The organism is Mesorhizobium sp. M7D.F.Ca.US.004.01.2.1, assembly GCF_003997785.1.
GTDB lineage: Bacteria > Pseudomonadota > Alphaproteobacteria > Rhizobiales > Rhizobiaceae > Mesorhizobium > Mesorhizobium loti.
Map to the genome: position 1 here is coordinate 1 of NZ_RZRQ01000142.1, position 14,747 is coordinate 14,747.

The 14,747-nt window shown below is 62.6% G+C and carries 10 protein-coding genes and 1 pseudogene; 7 read left to right on the forward strand and 4 right to left on the reverse strand.

Annotation, left to right across the window (positions count from 1 at the left end; genetic code table 11):
- A pseudogene (locus tag EN993_RS19465) lies at positions 1-107 on the forward strand (IS5/IS1182 family transposase); the annotation flags it as partial.
- 89 nt (positions 108-196) lie between these two features.
- On the opposite strand, the gene EN993_RS19470 reads toward EN993_RS19465, so the two are convergent.
- Positions 197-601 carry a Fur family transcriptional regulator gene (locus tag EN993_RS19470; RefSeq protein WP_127264562.1) on the reverse strand — a complete coding sequence of 135 codons (405 nt, stop codon included), beginning with the start codon at positions 599-601 and terminating at the stop codon, positions 197-199.
- A gap of 248 nt (positions 602-849) precedes the next feature.
- On the opposite strand from EN993_RS19470, the gene EN993_RS19475 reads away from it, so the two are divergent.
- From EN993_RS19475 to amrB, 5 genes are all read left to right on the forward strand, one after another.
- Positions 850-3,054, forward strand: coding sequence for a caspase family protein (locus EN993_RS19475; RefSeq protein ID WP_127264563.1), 2,205 nt, complete (start codon positions 850-852; stop codon positions 3,052-3,054).
- 155 nt (positions 3,055-3,209) lie between these two features.
- Positions 3,210-3,560: a hypothetical protein gene (locus EN993_RS19480; protein WP_245468916.1), complete on the forward strand. Its 351-nt coding sequence runs from the start codon at positions 3,210-3,212 to the stop codon at positions 3,558-3,560.
- Positions 3,557-4,264 (forward strand): hypothetical protein, encoded by a 708-nt coding sequence (locus EN993_RS19485; RefSeq protein ID WP_127264565.1) that lies wholly within the window; start codon positions 3,557-3,559, stop codon positions 4,262-4,264. The genes EN993_RS19480 and EN993_RS19485 overlap by 4 nt, the downstream gene beginning before the upstream one ends.
- Before the next feature lie 2 nt (positions 4,265-4,266).
- Positions 4,267-7,293: a caspase family protein gene (locus EN993_RS19490; RefSeq protein ID WP_245468914.1), complete on the forward strand. Its 3,027-nt coding sequence runs from the start codon at positions 4,267-4,269 to the stop codon at positions 7,291-7,293.
- Positions 7,290-8,975 carry an AmmeMemoRadiSam system protein B gene (gene amrB / locus EN993_RS19495; RefSeq protein WP_127264566.1) on the forward strand — a complete coding sequence of 562 codons (1,686 nt, stop codon included), beginning with the start codon at positions 7,290-7,292 and terminating at the stop codon, positions 8,973-8,975. The genes EN993_RS19490 and amrB overlap by 4 nt, the downstream gene beginning before the upstream one ends.
- 1 nt (position 8,976) lies before the next feature.
- On the opposite strand, the gene EN993_RS19500 is transcribed toward amrB, so the two are convergent.
- Both EN993_RS19500 and EN993_RS19505 read right to left on the reverse strand, forming a co-directional pair.
- Entirely contained in the window at positions 8,977-10,791 is a 1,815-nt protein-coding gene (locus EN993_RS19500) for a hypothetical protein (protein WP_245468915.1), read from the reverse strand.
- Between the two features lie 170 nt (positions 10,792-10,961).
- On the reverse strand, positions 10,962-12,056 hold the full coding sequence (locus tag EN993_RS19505) for a serine protease (RefSeq protein WP_127264568.1): 1,095 nt from the start codon (positions 12,054-12,056) through the stop codon (positions 10,962-10,964).
- Between the two features lie 349 nt (positions 12,057-12,405).
- On the opposite strand from EN993_RS19505, the gene EN993_RS19510 reads away from it, so the two are divergent.
- Positions 12,406-13,503 (forward strand): trypsin-like serine protease, encoded by a 1,098-nt coding sequence (locus EN993_RS19510; protein WP_127264569.1) that lies wholly within the window; start codon positions 12,406-12,408, stop codon positions 13,501-13,503.
- A 77-nt stretch (positions 13,504-13,580) separates the two neighbouring features.
- Here the strand turns inward: EN993_RS19510 and mgrA are convergent, their stop codons facing one another.
- A complete protein-coding gene (gene mgrA / locus EN993_RS19515) occupies positions 13,581-14,627 on the reverse strand; it encodes an L-glyceraldehyde 3-phosphate reductase (protein WP_126070562.1) in 1,047 nt (348 codons plus the stop codon).
- Positions 14,628-14,747: the final 120 nt, after the last annotated feature.

The window sequence follows — 14,747 nt, forward strand, 5'->3', positions numbered from 1 at the left end:
TCGGCAGGCTCAAGGACTGGCGGCGCATCCACACCCGCTATGACCGCTGCGCCCACACCTTCATGTCCGCGATCTGTATCGCTGCAGCCGTAATCTTCTGGCTCTGATCAATGAGTCCTGAGCCTAGGCTATCCGTCCGCTCCATATTGATATTGATTTTCTCTGGTGCGGGTCTAAGGACCCTTCAAGAGGGGCGTTAGGCAGCCTCCGCCAGGCACTTGGCACACGTCCCGCGAAACTCGATCACCGCCTTCTTGGCGGCGAAGCCGGTGGAGCGCACCCATTCGTCCAGCCGGTGGCCGACATCGTGGTCGGACATTTCGGTCACTTGCCCGCATGTGTCGCAGATGGCGAAAGCGGTCATCGAGTGGCTGTGGTCGTGCGGCTCGGCACAAGCGACGAAGGAGTTGATGCTTTCCAACCGATGCACAAAGCCGGACTTCACCAGCGTGTCGAGCGCCCGATAGACCTGCAGCGGTGCACGAAAGCCCCGCTCGCGCAGTTGGTCAAGCAAGGTGTAGGCGCTGAGCGGGCCGCTAGCGGCCTCAAGCTTTTCGAGCACGCACACCTGGTTCTTCGTCAGCACATCCCTTGCCGCCATGGTCCTGATCCACTCGTCTTGCGTCGCTCGCGCATCATTTCCGCGCGCAAACGATCCCTGTCCCACCCAGATAGCGACGAACAGGCATTTTTGCTACTGTTTCCAACATCTGCCCGGAAGAGACCGCTATCATCTACCGGATTGGGATAACAGGCAGGTTGCTCTCCGATGCAACATTCAAAATACTGACAAAATCTTCGGCAAGAGTTGCCGCGCTTGGAAATTCGATCGGGCTTGGGGAAGCAATCATGATCAAATTGACGCGGCGGACGCTGCTGGTCGGCACGTCCGCGGTGACGATGGCCGGCATGGTGTCGTTCCGGGCCATGGCCGCATCGCGCACTTACCATGCCCTGCTGGTGGCCTGTACCGAATATCCTGCCCTGCCGCAGAGGAACTGGCTTATCGGGCCGAAGAACGATGCCGGCCTGGTGCACGAGTATCTCCTGAAGAACGTGCCCGACCCGGTGCGGTTCGCGCCGGAAAACGTTACGCTGCTCGCCAAAGATGTGCCCGGCGCCAAAGGCTTGCCGACCCATGCGGCAATCAAGGCGGCACTCGCCGACCTCGCAGCCAAGGTGCAGCGCGACGATTTCGTCTACCTGCATCTGTCCGGTCATGGCGCCCAGCAACCGCAGAGGGTCAAGGGCGATGAGACAGACGGGCTCGACGAGATCTTCCTGCCCGTCGACATCGAAAAGTGGATCAACCGTGATGCCGGCGTGCCGAACGCGCTGGTCGACAACGAAATCGGCGACGCGCTCGACGCCATCCGCAACAAGGGCGCCTTCGTCTGGGCCGTGTTCGACTGCTGCCATTCCGGCACTGCGACCCGCGCCGTCGAAGTCGATGACGAGATGGAGCGCAAGGTCGAGTTCGCCGACCTGGTCGGCGGCAACGAGGCGGAGCGGGCCACTGCAATCAAGGCCTATGACGAGGTGACCTCGGCAGCCGGCTCGCGCGGCGTCGACGACAACGGCACGCGCAAGCCCGCCTTCACCCTGACCCCGACCGGCGGCGAACCGATCACCAAGGGCAAGCTGGTCGCCTTCTATGCCGCGCAGACGGTGGAGACGACGCCGGAAATGCCGCTGCCCAAGGGCACGGCGGATGCGCCCCGGTTCGGCCTGTTCACCTTCACCATTCTGTCGAAACTGGCCGAGAATCCCAACGTCACTTATCGCCAGCTCGGCCAGGCCGTGCTCCAGCAATATTCGGCCGACAGCCGCACCCGGCCGACGCCGCTGTTCGAAGGCGAACTCGACGCGCGGGTGTTCGGCACCGACAAGACCGACGCGGTCATGCAGTGGCCTGTCGTCATCAAAGATGGCGAGGCGACGATCGGCGCCGGGCTGCTGCACCGCCTCACCCCCGGCAGCAAGCTCGCCATACTGCCTTCGGCGCTGTCGCCGCTTTCCGACGCGGTCGGTTATCTCGAAGTGCAGTCAGCCAAGAACCTGGAAAGCCGCGTCAAGCCGGTCGAGTTCGACAAGAAGCCGGCGCTCAAAGTCGCCGACATTCCCGCCAATGCCTATGCGCGGGTGGCGGAGATCGCCGTCGACTACAAGCTCGTCGTGGCGCGTCCGGCTGCCATCAAGGGACTTGAGAAGGAAACCGCGCTGGTCAATTCGGTTCTCGACGAACTGGCCACGGCCAAGGAGACGGGTTTCAACATCGAGCTGGTCGAGCCCGGCAAAAGTGCCGAGCTTCGCTTTGCGGTGATGCGCGAGAATGCTGTTCCCGGCGCCGCCAAGGATGCGACCGACAAGCCGGCGCTGTGGTTCCTGCCGGCGTCGGGCGACGTGACCCTGAAGGACGGCAGCAAGCCGCCGCTGATCATCATCCACATGGATGACCGTCAGAAGCTGGCCGAGGCAACAACCAGGAACCTGCGCACTATCTTCCGCGCCACCGGGCTTTCGCGGCTGGCGGCGGCCTCCGACTACAAGCCCGAGGACGTCGACGTCCAGTTCCAGGTCAAACGTCGCGACAAGGATGGCCTCGAACCGCTGCAGGCTTCGGTGGTGCCGCGCGTCTGGCCGGGCGACGAAGTGCATGTGCTGGCCAAGAACAGCTCGGACCTTCTGGTCGACATCAACGTGCTCTATGTCGGCAGCGACTATTCGATCACTCATATCGTTGCCGAACGCCTCGCCCCGCAGGCCACGCTCGAGGAGGGGCTGCTGGCCTTCACCGACACCAGCTTCGGCATGGAACGGATGATAGCGGTTTTGACCGAGGCGCCGCCGGAGAGCGAGAAGGAGGATCTGGGCTTCCTGGCGCAGGACGGCGTCGCCTCGGCGACACGCGGAACAGGCTCCTCCGGCTTCTCCGACATGCTGACCGATCTCGGTATGGCGCCGGCAACCCGCTCGGTGATGCGACTTGCCGACAAGAGTGGGCCGAAAGGCGCGGTGATGATCTTCCCGATGGAAACGGTACCACGCGCCTGAGCGGATGCCGGCGCCAAAGCCTTACGGCCATGTTGCGCCGGCTCTTGCGCGATCGGTGCGATATGAGAACATTCCCGGCCGCAGCCTTGGCGCATGACGGTCGGATGAAACGGATAGGATCGATTGTGAAGAATTCTGTGTTTTCCTGGCGTGGAATGGTGACCGGCCTTGCCGGCAGCCTGTTGCTGATCGCCAACGCTTCGGCTGACGAGGCCTGCGGCCTGTGCGTCAAGCAGATCGTCACCAACTCGGAACTGGCGACGTGTTTTCTCGATCAGTACGACCAGATCGCCAATAGCAGCAGTGGCGCCGTTGTCGTCGATCTCAGCAACTGCGCCTCGCGCGGCGTCGTCGAAGCCTTGCCGTCACCGAACAAGGGGGCGGCGGAGCCCGACGTACAGTTCATGATTTCGCGCCTGCAGTTGCAATGCCTGAAAAAGAAGCTGGAGGCGCCAGGCATCGTGCTGGATCCCTCCGCCACCATTGAACTGGACACCTGCGGATGAAGAAACCGACGGGCAACACCAGGCAAACAGCAGCCGCCGCACCCGCAAAGGCGCCGGCCGGCAAACCGGCGCTGCCGGAAACCACCGAAGGTTTTCCGTGGCCGAGCAGCCACGAGATCAAGAAGGAGAGCAATCCCTTCACCGACCGCGACTGGCGCATGCTGATCTATGCCTGGTCGGGCCTGGCAGTTCGTCTCGCCATCATCTTCACCTTGATGTTCTCGATCTATCAGTTCCTGGCCAACCAGGAGCAGAAGCGCGTCGAGCAGACCATGTCACTGGTCGAACTCTGGGAAAACAAGGACTACCAGCAGGCGCAGCGTGCCCTGAAGGATCGTCTGACGGCCCTCAACGCCAAATATGACAATCTGCTCAGCGCCAACCCCTCGCCGACCGAGGAGCAGGTGTTCCGGCAACGGATCGGCATCGAGGCGATGACCGCCTCCGGGGGCGACATGCCGCTCGCCGATTTCGGCGAGAATTTCGACCGCATCGTCTATTTTCTCAACCGCCTGTCCTTCTGCGTCGACGGCGACCTGTGTTCGCGCAAGGTGACCGACGCCTATTTCCGCGACTATGCCGTCTCCTTCTGGAGCTATTTTGCCGGCTACATCGACAAGCAGCGCAAGGCGGGTTCCCCCACTTTCGCCTCGGCAATCGAGGTCTATGTGCGCAATGGGCCGCCCACGGCCGAAGCCAAATAGCGATGAGAAAACCCGGCCTCCGCCTGATGCGCACCTGTCGCTGGCTGGCCATGGCCGGGGCTTTGATTGCGAGCTCGGCGGCCCGTGCAGAGGACGCACCGGATTTCCACCTCGATCTCGACACCGGTGGGCACAGTGCGCAGGTCACCGACCTCGCCTTTACGCCTGATGGCGAGGACATCGTCTCGGCATCCAATGACAAGACCATCCGTGTCTGGGACTGGCAGAGCGGAGTGACTCTACGCACCATTCGCGGCTATCTCGGCAATGGCAGCGACGGCAAGATCTTCGCGGTCGCGATCTCGCCCGACGGCAAAACGATCGCCGCCGGCGGCTATTTCGGCGCCAGCCTTGGTGACAAGCCGCCCTATGGCGACATCAGATTGTTCGACTTCGCCACAGGCAAGATGAAGGCGGTGCTCAGGGCCGCCGACTACGCGACCTACGATCTCGCTTTTTCTCCCGATGGCAAGACGCTGGCTGCCGGTGGCGCCGACGGCGTCGTCTATCTCTGGCGACCAGACGAGAAATCCGCGAGCGGCTGGACGCTGGACAAGAAGCTCGACGCCGATTCCTGGCACATCGACAAGCTCGCTTTCGCCGCCGCGGGAACCCGGCTGGCAGCGACCACCACCGACAACGGCATCCGGCTCTGGGACGTCGTGAAGGGCGAAGAGATCGCACTGCCTGACGAAGTCGAGCCGTTGCGGGACATCAGCGTGATGGCGCTGGCCGTTTCGCAGGACGGCAGCCTGTTTGCCACCGGTAGTAAGGATGGGCTGGTACAGCTCTCGCGGGCTGCTGACGGCACGCTGGTGCGCGCCATGCCGACGCAGGATTTCCTCATCGGCTCGCTGACCTTTGCCAAGGGGTCGCGGTTGGTCGCCTCCTGTGGCTATCGCTGTGCCGACAAGCACCGTTCCATCGTCTGGAACACCGACACCGGCGAGAAGGTGCTCGACTACACCGGCCATGACGGCACGGTCTATGCCAGCGCCGCCAATGCCGATGGCTCGCTGGTGGCGACGGCTGGCGGCACGCGCAACGCCATCCAGGTCTGGGACCCCGCGACCGGTGAGCGTAAGGCCTTGTTGCAGGGAATGGGCGAACCGGTGACCGCGGTCGGCATCGATGCGGCGAACGACGTCATCGCCTGGGGCAACGCCAACCCTTGTCCCGATCGCGTGGCCTGCCCCGAACAGCAGGGCGTGCTGGACAACACACTGGCGCTGCCGACCACCGAACGGTTCTTCGAGGATCCGCAGCCGTTGACGGAGCCAGCCTCATTTGCGCGTGCCACGCTGGCCGACGGCCAGTGGTCGCTGCGCGTCACGGCGGGCGGTAAGGACGCGCTGGAAAATGCCGTGCTGGAGATCGTCAATGGCGGCAAAATGGTGCGCGGCATCGAGAACGACGCCACCAACGGCTTTGACCATTCAGCCTACACGCTGATCGACAATGGCCTTGGCCTGATCACCGGCGGCAATGACGGCACGTTGATCGAATACAGAACCGCGACTGCGAAAGTGTCGGGCGAGTTCACCGGCCATACCGGCGAGATCAACGCCATGGTCGCTTCGGAGAAGGCTGGCCTGCTCGTCACCGGCAGCGCCGACCAGACGCTCAGGCTGTGGAACCTGAAGACGCATGAGCTGATCGTGTCGATGTTCTTTGCCGGCTCGCAATGGATCGTCTGGATGCCGCAGGGCTACTATTATTCTTCCGACGAGGGCGACAAGCTGATCGGCTGGCAGGTCAACCAGGGCCGCGACCATGAAGGCCGCTTCATCCGCGCGGGCCAGTTGAAGAAATACCTCTGGAGCCCGGAAATGGTGCGCCGGGCAATCATCCTGCGCAGCGCCAAACAGGCGATCAAGGAGATGCGGCCGGGCGTCGACAACGAGTTGCAGAAGCTGCTGCAGCGCAAGCCGCCGGAGTTCGCCATCCGCCTCGCCGACGACCAGAGCAAGGTCCGCGACGGTTATGTCGCCGTCGAAATATCAGGCACCAGGGAAGCTGGAACGGATGTCGCCGGCTTCTCGATCCTGTCGAACAGCCGCAATGTCGGCGACGTCACCGCCCGCTCGGTGGATGGCAACAGCACCATTGTCGAGATACCGGTCGAGAACGGCGAGAACACCATCCGCATCACCGGCACCAACGAATTTGGCTATCTGACCGAACGCAGCGTGACGGCACTGGCGAGAAAGACCGAGAAGGCCGAGGCCAAGGGCAAGCTCTATGTCGCGGTCATCGGCGTCGACAAATATCCGTTCCTGACCGATGCCTGTTCGGGCCGCGCCTGCGACCTGCGCTACCCCGTCGATGACGCCACCGAGTTCCTCAAGGTGATCTCGCAGAAATCGGCGCCGCTGTTCTCGTCGATGGAAACGCTGGTTCTGGTCAACCGCGAGGCGCTCGACGAGAGCCCCGACAAGGCCAAGCAGACCTACGCCGTCGCCAGTGCCGACAACATCATGGAGCCCGACTCCGACACGATCGACGACCAGCTCGCCGATTTCCTCGACCGGCCGGGCGAGCACGACACCACCATCATCTTCGTTGCCGGCCACGGCATCAACATCGACGAGGACTATTATTTCATCCCGACCGACGGCCGCAAACAGGATGCCGAGCGCTGGAAGCGTTCGTCGCTTGTCCATTGGTCGGACATCCAGAAGTCGGTCGAGCGGGCAAAAGGCATGCGCTTTATGCTGCTCGACACCTGCCATGCCGCCAACGCATTCAATCCACGCCTGGAAAAAGACGCGCAGGACGCACGCATCGTGGTGTTTTCGGCGACCGCCGCCAACAACACTGCCGCCGAACTGCCGGAACTCGGCCACGGCGTCTTCACCTATTCGATCCTTGAAGGCTTGCGCGGCAAGGCCAGGACTTCGGACGGCGGCGTCACGCTGTTCGGCCTTGCCGACTATATTTCGCGCGAAGTGGTGCGGCTGACGTCGTCGAAGCAAAAGCCGTTCTACTATGTCGGCGGCGTAGAGAATATTGTGCTCGCCGAGCCATGATTGCCCGCCTGCTGACGACTATCGCCTTTTCGTTGATTGTCAGCGGCGCGGCACACGCCGCGCCTGTCGTCTGCCCACTGGGCACCGATAACTTTCCGCCCTTCTACGACGACGCCACTTTGTTCAAGGATGCCATCGCCAGCGTCGCCGATGTCGAGCCATCCAACCAGCGGTTGACCGGCATCACCGTGCCGCACCATCTTCTGGCCGCCGATCTGGTGGCGCTCGGTTTCCGGGCGGCGTCCGGCTTCCGCTACAAGCGCATCGTCATCCTGTCGCCGGACCATTTCCACAAGACGCACAAACTCTACGCCACCTCATTGCGCAGCTTCGATACCGTGCTTGGCCCGGTGGCGGCCGACACCGACGCCGTGCGGCGGCTTGAGACGAACAGCGACATGGTCGAAGAGTCCTGCCTGTTCGACAAGGAGCATGGCGTGCGCGCCATGCTGCCCTTCCTGCATCACTATTTCCCCGAGGCGAAAATCGTGCCGGTGGCAATGTCGGTCAAGGCGCGCCGCGGCGACTGGGACAGGCTGGCCGAGGCTTTGAAGCCGATTGTCGACAAGGACACACTGATCGTCGAATCCACCGACTTCTCGCACTATCTGCCGCAGCATGACTCCAGGCGCTTCGACCAGCAGTCACTGAACATGCTGGCCGCCGGTTCGCTCGACGGCATAGCAGCACTTCGCCAGCCCGATCATGCCGATTCCGCCGGCGCGCTCTACATCCAGACCAGGCTGCAGCGCGAGCTGTTCGGCGCCCAGCCGCTGGTCGTCGCCAACGAGAATTCGCAGGAACATACGTCGGACTATGTCGAGCGGACCACCAGCTATGTGGTGGCGCTGTTCGGCACCTTCGGCCCCGGCTTCAACAATCCGGCACGGCCAAAGGACAGGATCTACTACCTCGCCGGCGATGTGAATTTCGGCCGTGCCATGAAAAAGATCCTGGTCCGCGACGGCGTTGCCGACCGGATCGTCGACAGCGTTCTGGCCCTGACCGGATCGCGGCCGCTGATCGTCAACCTCGAAGGCGTCATCTTGCCCAACGTGCCGGAAGCGATCGACGACATGACGCTGGCGATGCCGCAAGGCCTAGCTGTCGACATGCTGAAGCGGCTGCATGTCGCCGGCGTCGGGCTCGCCAACAATCACGCCTATGATCTTGGATCGTCAGGCTATGCGGAGACGCTGCGCGCGCTGGATGAAGCCGGCATTCCTCACTTCGGCCAGGGCGAGACGCTAGCGCTCGCCGATCTCGATCTTGTCGGCCTGACCGACATCGACACCAACGGCTCCAAGAACACCGACCTTATCACCCCTGCCCTGCTCGACCGGCTACTGCACGAAGATGCCGGGCGGCCGGTGGTTGCCTTCGTCCATTGGGGCCGCGAGTACAAGACCGGACCGTCGGAACGTGAAGACATGCTTGCCGACCAGATGCGGCTGCGCGGTGCTTCAGCCATCGTTGGCAGTCACCCACATGTGTCGAGCGAGGCGATCGTCCCGCTGGCCGGCGGCGACGTGGCGGAGCTCTATTCGCTCGGCAATTTTCTGTTCGACCAGAGCGCCGAACGGTCGTCCGGATCGATGCTGGAACTGCGCGTCTTCGCCCAGGGCACGATCTTCACCAGGCTCATTCCGCTGCCCAACTATTTTGAGATGGGCAGGAAATAGCCTAGCCGCAACCGACCATATCGCGCGGCAAATAGCAGGCTGCCGGCTCGGTCTTGGTCTCGAACAGCGACTGCTTCGGCCGGAAATAGAAGAAGGTGACCGGCTTGCTCTCGCGCACGCTGCCATCGGCAAAATGCGCGGCAATGCTGAAGCGGTGGATCGACGACATTGACGACCACATCTTCAGCCGCGCCGTATAGGCGCTGATCTTCTTGTTGCCGCGCACCGGCATGGGGATGGTGTAGTCATGCTTGCCGATCGGAAACTCGATGTTCTGGTAGCGCATCGCTTCCGGCGTGCCGCCGCCGCCGTCGCCGCATTCGGCCATCGATTCCGGCGTCTCGAAGACCGCCACGGTAATGGAGGCGCGGAACGGTTCACTCTGCTGGTAGACATGACCTTCGTCATCCGACCAGGAATAGTCGAACTTGCCGATCGCATTCAGCGTCATCGCCTGTTGCATATTGCCGAGATAATCGGCGACCTCGCCGAACTTAACCTTATTGGTCAACTGGCTGCGGCAGACATTGAGACTGTCCACCGAGGGACAGGGAAAACGCCCCGTCTCCAGGCCGGCCGTGTCGACGCCGGCCTCGGTGAGCACGCTCTTGACCGACACGTCGACACCGTCGCCGAAACTGCCGATGTCCTTGCTGTACATGCGGCTTGGCTTGCCGGTCGGATTGCCCTCGTCGTCAACCGCGGTGAACTGGATAGACATCTTCATGTCCTTGGCGTCACCCCAGCCGTTGTTGATGATGGAGAAATCCGGCCGGAAGCCGACGCAGCCGAAATGCTCCGATATCGACAGCATCGGCTTGCGATACGCATCGCTGGCGGCGACCTTCATCTCCAAGCTGTCGAGCTTGACCTTGGACTGGTCAGTGGTCTTGAGATCGACTTCGGCAAAGGCCGGCGCATCCCCCCAATCCGAGCCTTCATAGACATTGCCGGTGGCGACCTGGCCGGTGCCGCTCCAGCTGTCGTTGTACTGGTCGGACTGCGGATAGATCGCGATGTCTTCGTCACGCACCAGATGCTGGTACTGCATGTCGGATTGCTGGGTCATGCGCTGGTCGACCGCCACGCCGATCTCGACCTTGTCGGCATCGCCGCCACCGGTCTGCGCCTTGATGAGCCCGCCGACCCTGGCATCGGCCAGCATGTCGGGACGCGAGCCGCCAACCTCCTTGCCCCTTGCCCATTGCGAGTCGTAGACCGTGCCGCCGGCCAGCCGTGTGCGGCCCTTGCCGTTCTTCAAGCCGTCGACGAATGAGCCGACAAAAATCTCTCCGGTCCTTGACAACAACCGCCCCTCGCCATTCGGCACGCCGGCGACGAACTGTCCTTCATAGCGATTGCCGTCGGCATCGACATGGGCGCCTTTTCCGTTGAGTTTCCCGGCAAGCCAATGCCCGTCGAAAACCTCGCCGGAGCGCAGCTCGAGCCGGCCTTGCCCGTCGGGCCGGCCACTCCTGATGTCACCGAAATAGCTGGAATAGATGGTTTTGGGATCATAGCTCGCCGAGCCGCGCACTCGCCACACCAGCCTGCCCTTGCCATTGATGGTGCCGTCTTCGGCAATCGTCCGGTCAGGCGACTGGCCCGCCGCCGGCTCCCAGACGAAGTCGAGGTTCTTTTCCGGGTGGAAGTCCCACACCCGCACGGTCCGGCGCAGCACCGAGCGCGTGTCTGCCTGGTAGAGGATCTGCACCCGTTCCGCCCAGGCACCGCTGGCAGGGGCGGGTATGGGATCGGCAAAGGCCGGCGAAAGCACCAACGCGACCAGCATCGATGCGGCCGCGATCCCGAACACTGCTTTTGCCCGCGCCATCCCAAAAACCCCTTTGGATGCCAACCCCTTGGCCCCTCAAGCGTAGTCGGCGAGCCGGCCTCGTGCAAGAGAAGCAGCGCAGGAAGCATCGGCACGAAAAAAGGCGGCGGGATTGCTCCGCCGCCTTTGTCTCCGCCGCGAATGCGCGGCGACTATTTATACAGGCTGTTGATCCACTGGATGTTGGCAGCATTCAGGCGCACGGCGGTGTTCGCGTCGGGGCTTTCCGCCACGTTGACGCCGGTGATGATGCGCTGCTTGGAGTTGTTGTCATAGGCGTAGACCGAGCTGCCGCTCGACCCCGGGAACGTGTCGCAGTCGTACTGGAAATATTCCGGGGCGATGTTCTCGGCATGCACTTCGCAGCTTGCCTTCCACATCGTGCCCATCGGCTTGTCGCCGGGATAGCCGACGAGGTTGGCGGTGAAGTCGCCGAGATCGTCATAGTTGGCATAGCCCAGCCAGCCGAGGTTGGTGCCGACATCCTGCTTCAGCGTGATGATGCCCAGATCCCACGGGATCACCGAGCCATAATAGCCCTGGTAGTTGTCGATGAAGCCTTGCAGCACATAGGCGCTTTCAAAGGTGAAGGCGCCGAACGGTGCGTCATCGGCAGTGCTGCCGTTGAGGCCAGGCACGAACAGATATTCGGAGAGCCAGTCCTTGTCCTCATGGCTGTAGAGGCAGTGCGCTGCGGTCAGCACCGTGCGCGGGCCGATCAGTGTTGCCGAGCAGCTGCCGTAGCTGCCCGTCTTCGGCGATTTGGCTTCGAGATAGCCGATTGCCGAGAACGGATAAGTCTCGGTATTCTTGACCTGCTCGCGATCGTCGGCGCCGAAAACCTGGCGGCCGGCTTCGCCTTCACCAAGGTCAGGATCTTCTGTCTTGCGCGGACCACCTTCGGTTCCATTGGCCGGCGCGTTCAGTTCCTTGATGATGAGGTCCCGCAGCGCTTCGCTCGGCTCGATCTTGATTTCCTTGCCATCGGCGGACCGTCCGACGATGCCATAGGATTTGACAGCCGCTGCCTCGTCGGTAATCGGCGCGGCGCGATTGTCTTCGTCAGTCAGCTGCGGTGGTGCGATTGGCTTTGCCCGCCCGGGCTTGTAATCGCCTGAAGTCGCGTCCCGCATGCTTTCGCCATTGCCGGCACTGGCGGAGCCAGGATCGGCGGCGAAAACCGGGACGGCCCACATTGCGGTGGAAAGCAATGCGGACGCAATGAGTGCGTTTGTCAGTTTTGTCATGGTGAGACTCTCCCAAAAGTCAGCAAGGACTGGATCAAAATACAGAAATATTGTCGAGATCGTGGTGAAGTCGAAAAATGAATTTGGTTACCGGCGCCTGAACCTGATCATCACCCCATGCGGTCTGTCGAAGGCCCCCGCCAAAGACACCCGCGCGGATATATTGCCTAAATTAATACAACATTGGAATGACAAATCGCTTCCACGTAGCCCGTGGGGGGCTATAGGGTTTTGAGTGGGTTCCGCAAGGGAACGCGATCCGCGAAGCAACGCCTGCTTGCCGGCGACTGTTTCGTTGATCATGCGCCAGGGCTGGCTCGTTCGAGAACATGTCCCAGGAGGATTTCAGGTGCACATCATCCATCGGTTCAGGCCGATCGCCGCCGCGTCTTTGCTCGGCATCGCTGCGGCCCTTGTGGCCGCCAACACTGCCCAGGCGGACGAAGGCGCCGCCCGACCGGAGGCAGCGGTCTCGCCAATGAAACGCGTGACGGAAGCCAGGGCGAAGGCCGCGGCGGAGAATCCCGGCGGCGCCGATCGCGTCTATGGCGGCAACCAGGCCGAAAAGGGTGCCTATCCGTTCCAGGTCGCGCTGCTCACCACCGACAGGCTGGACGAGAACCCGGCCTCGCAGGCCAATGCCCAATTCTGCGGCGGCAGCCTGATCGCCCCGCAATGGGTGCTGACGGCAGCACACTGCCTCAACGACAATGGCCAGCCGATTTCACCAGACTCCGTCACCGTGCTGACCGGCGCCACCGAGCTCAGCGAGGGCAAGCGCCACAAGGTGGTGGAGGTCATCGTCAATGAAGGCTACAGCGAGCAGACGCTCGACAATGATCTCGGCCTGCTCCGACTTGCCGAGCCGGCCGATGCGCCGACCATCAAGGTCACCCATGACGCAACGCCCGACACCGGCAAGACGACGGTCACCGGCTGGGGCAAGATGCAGGATGGCACCTTTCCAACCACGCTGATGGTTGCCGACCTTGATCTCCAGCCGAACACCGCCTGCAACAGCGGCATCAAGGCCATCTATGCGCATGATCTGAAGGCCGCACTTGGTGATCTGTCCCGCCGTATGCGCTATTCGGAAAAAGGCATCGAAGCGGCCGCCAATGCGATCGCAGCCGACATGACCGACCCGCTGACTGGCAACATGATCTGCGCTGGCACCACCAGCGGCGTGCGAGATGCCTGCAACGGCGACAGCGGCGGCCCACTGTTCATGACCGGTGCCGAAGGCCCGGTCCAGGTCGGCGTCGTCAGCTGGGGCGAAGGCCCGGCGGACGGCAGTGCGGCCTGCGGCCACAAGGACGCCTACGGCATCTACACGCGGCTCGCCAACTACACCGGCTGGATCGAGACGAAGATCAAAACCTCTGGCCCGGCGCCTGCCAAACCCAAGCCGGGACTGGGGACGGCGCAGAAGCCGAAGACGCCCTGAACCATGGCCACTTTGCCTTCACATGAAAAACGGCGGGAGGTCCCGCCGTTTTTGTTTTGCCGGCTTATCGAGCGGGCTTATTTCCTTGGCGGGCCTTTGCGCTCGGCCGAAGCCGCCCACAGATTGATGTCGGATTCGCGCGCATAGGTATCGATCTCGGCGAGTTCGGCATCGCTGAAGTCGAGCACCTTAAGCGCGCCAACGCAGTCCTCGACCTGCTCCGGCCGGCTGGCGCCGATCAGCGCCGAGGTCACCCTGCCCTTGCGCAGCACCCAGGCCAGCGCCATCTGCGCCAGCGTCTGCCCGCGCTTGCCGGCGATGGCGTCAAGCGCCTTGATGTTGGCGATGGTCTTGTCGTTGATGAACGCTGTCTTCAGCGACTTGCCCTGGGAAGCACGGCTGCCGTCGGGAATGCCGCCGAGATACTTGTCGGTCAACATGCCTTGCGCCAGCGGCGAGAACACGATCGAGCCGACGCCGAGCCCTTCGAGCGTGTCGAGTAGGCCGTCTTCCTCCACCCAGCGATTCAGCATCGAATAGCTCGGCTGGTGGATGACGCAAGGCGTGCCAAGCTGCTTCAAGATATCGGCGGCCTCGCGCGTGCGCTGCGAATTGTAGGACGAGATGCCGGCATAGAGCGCCTTGCCCGAGCGCACGGCATGGTCGAGCGCGCCCATGGTCTCTTCCAGCGGCGTGTCGGGGTCGAAACGGTGCGAATAGAAGATGTCGACATAGTCGAGACCCATCCGCTTCAGGCTCTGATCGAGGCTGGCAAGCATGTATTTGCGCCCGCCCCATTCGCCGTAGGGCCCGGCCCACATCTCGTAGCCGGCCTTGGTCGAGATGATCAGCTCGTCGCGGTAGGCGGCGAAGTCGGTGCGCAGGATCTCGCCAAAAGCGGTCTCGGCCGAGCCGGGCGGCGGACCGTAATTGTTGGCGAGGTCGAAATGCGTGATGCCGAGATCGAAGGCCTTGCGCGCGATCGCCTGCTTGGTCTTGTGCGGCGTGTCATTGCCGAAATTGTGCCATAGCCCCAGCGAGATCGCCGGCAGCTTCAGGCCGGAGCGGCCACAGCGGTTGTAGATCATTTTCTCGTAGCGGTTTTCGGCGGGACTATAGGGCATCGGAAAATCCTCAAATGGAAGCGAGCCAGGCTACTGCCATCGCGGCGAGTCGGCTCTGCCCCTCACCCTTACCCTCTCCCCGTCGGAACGGGGAGAGGGTAAGGGTGAGGGGCAGAGCCG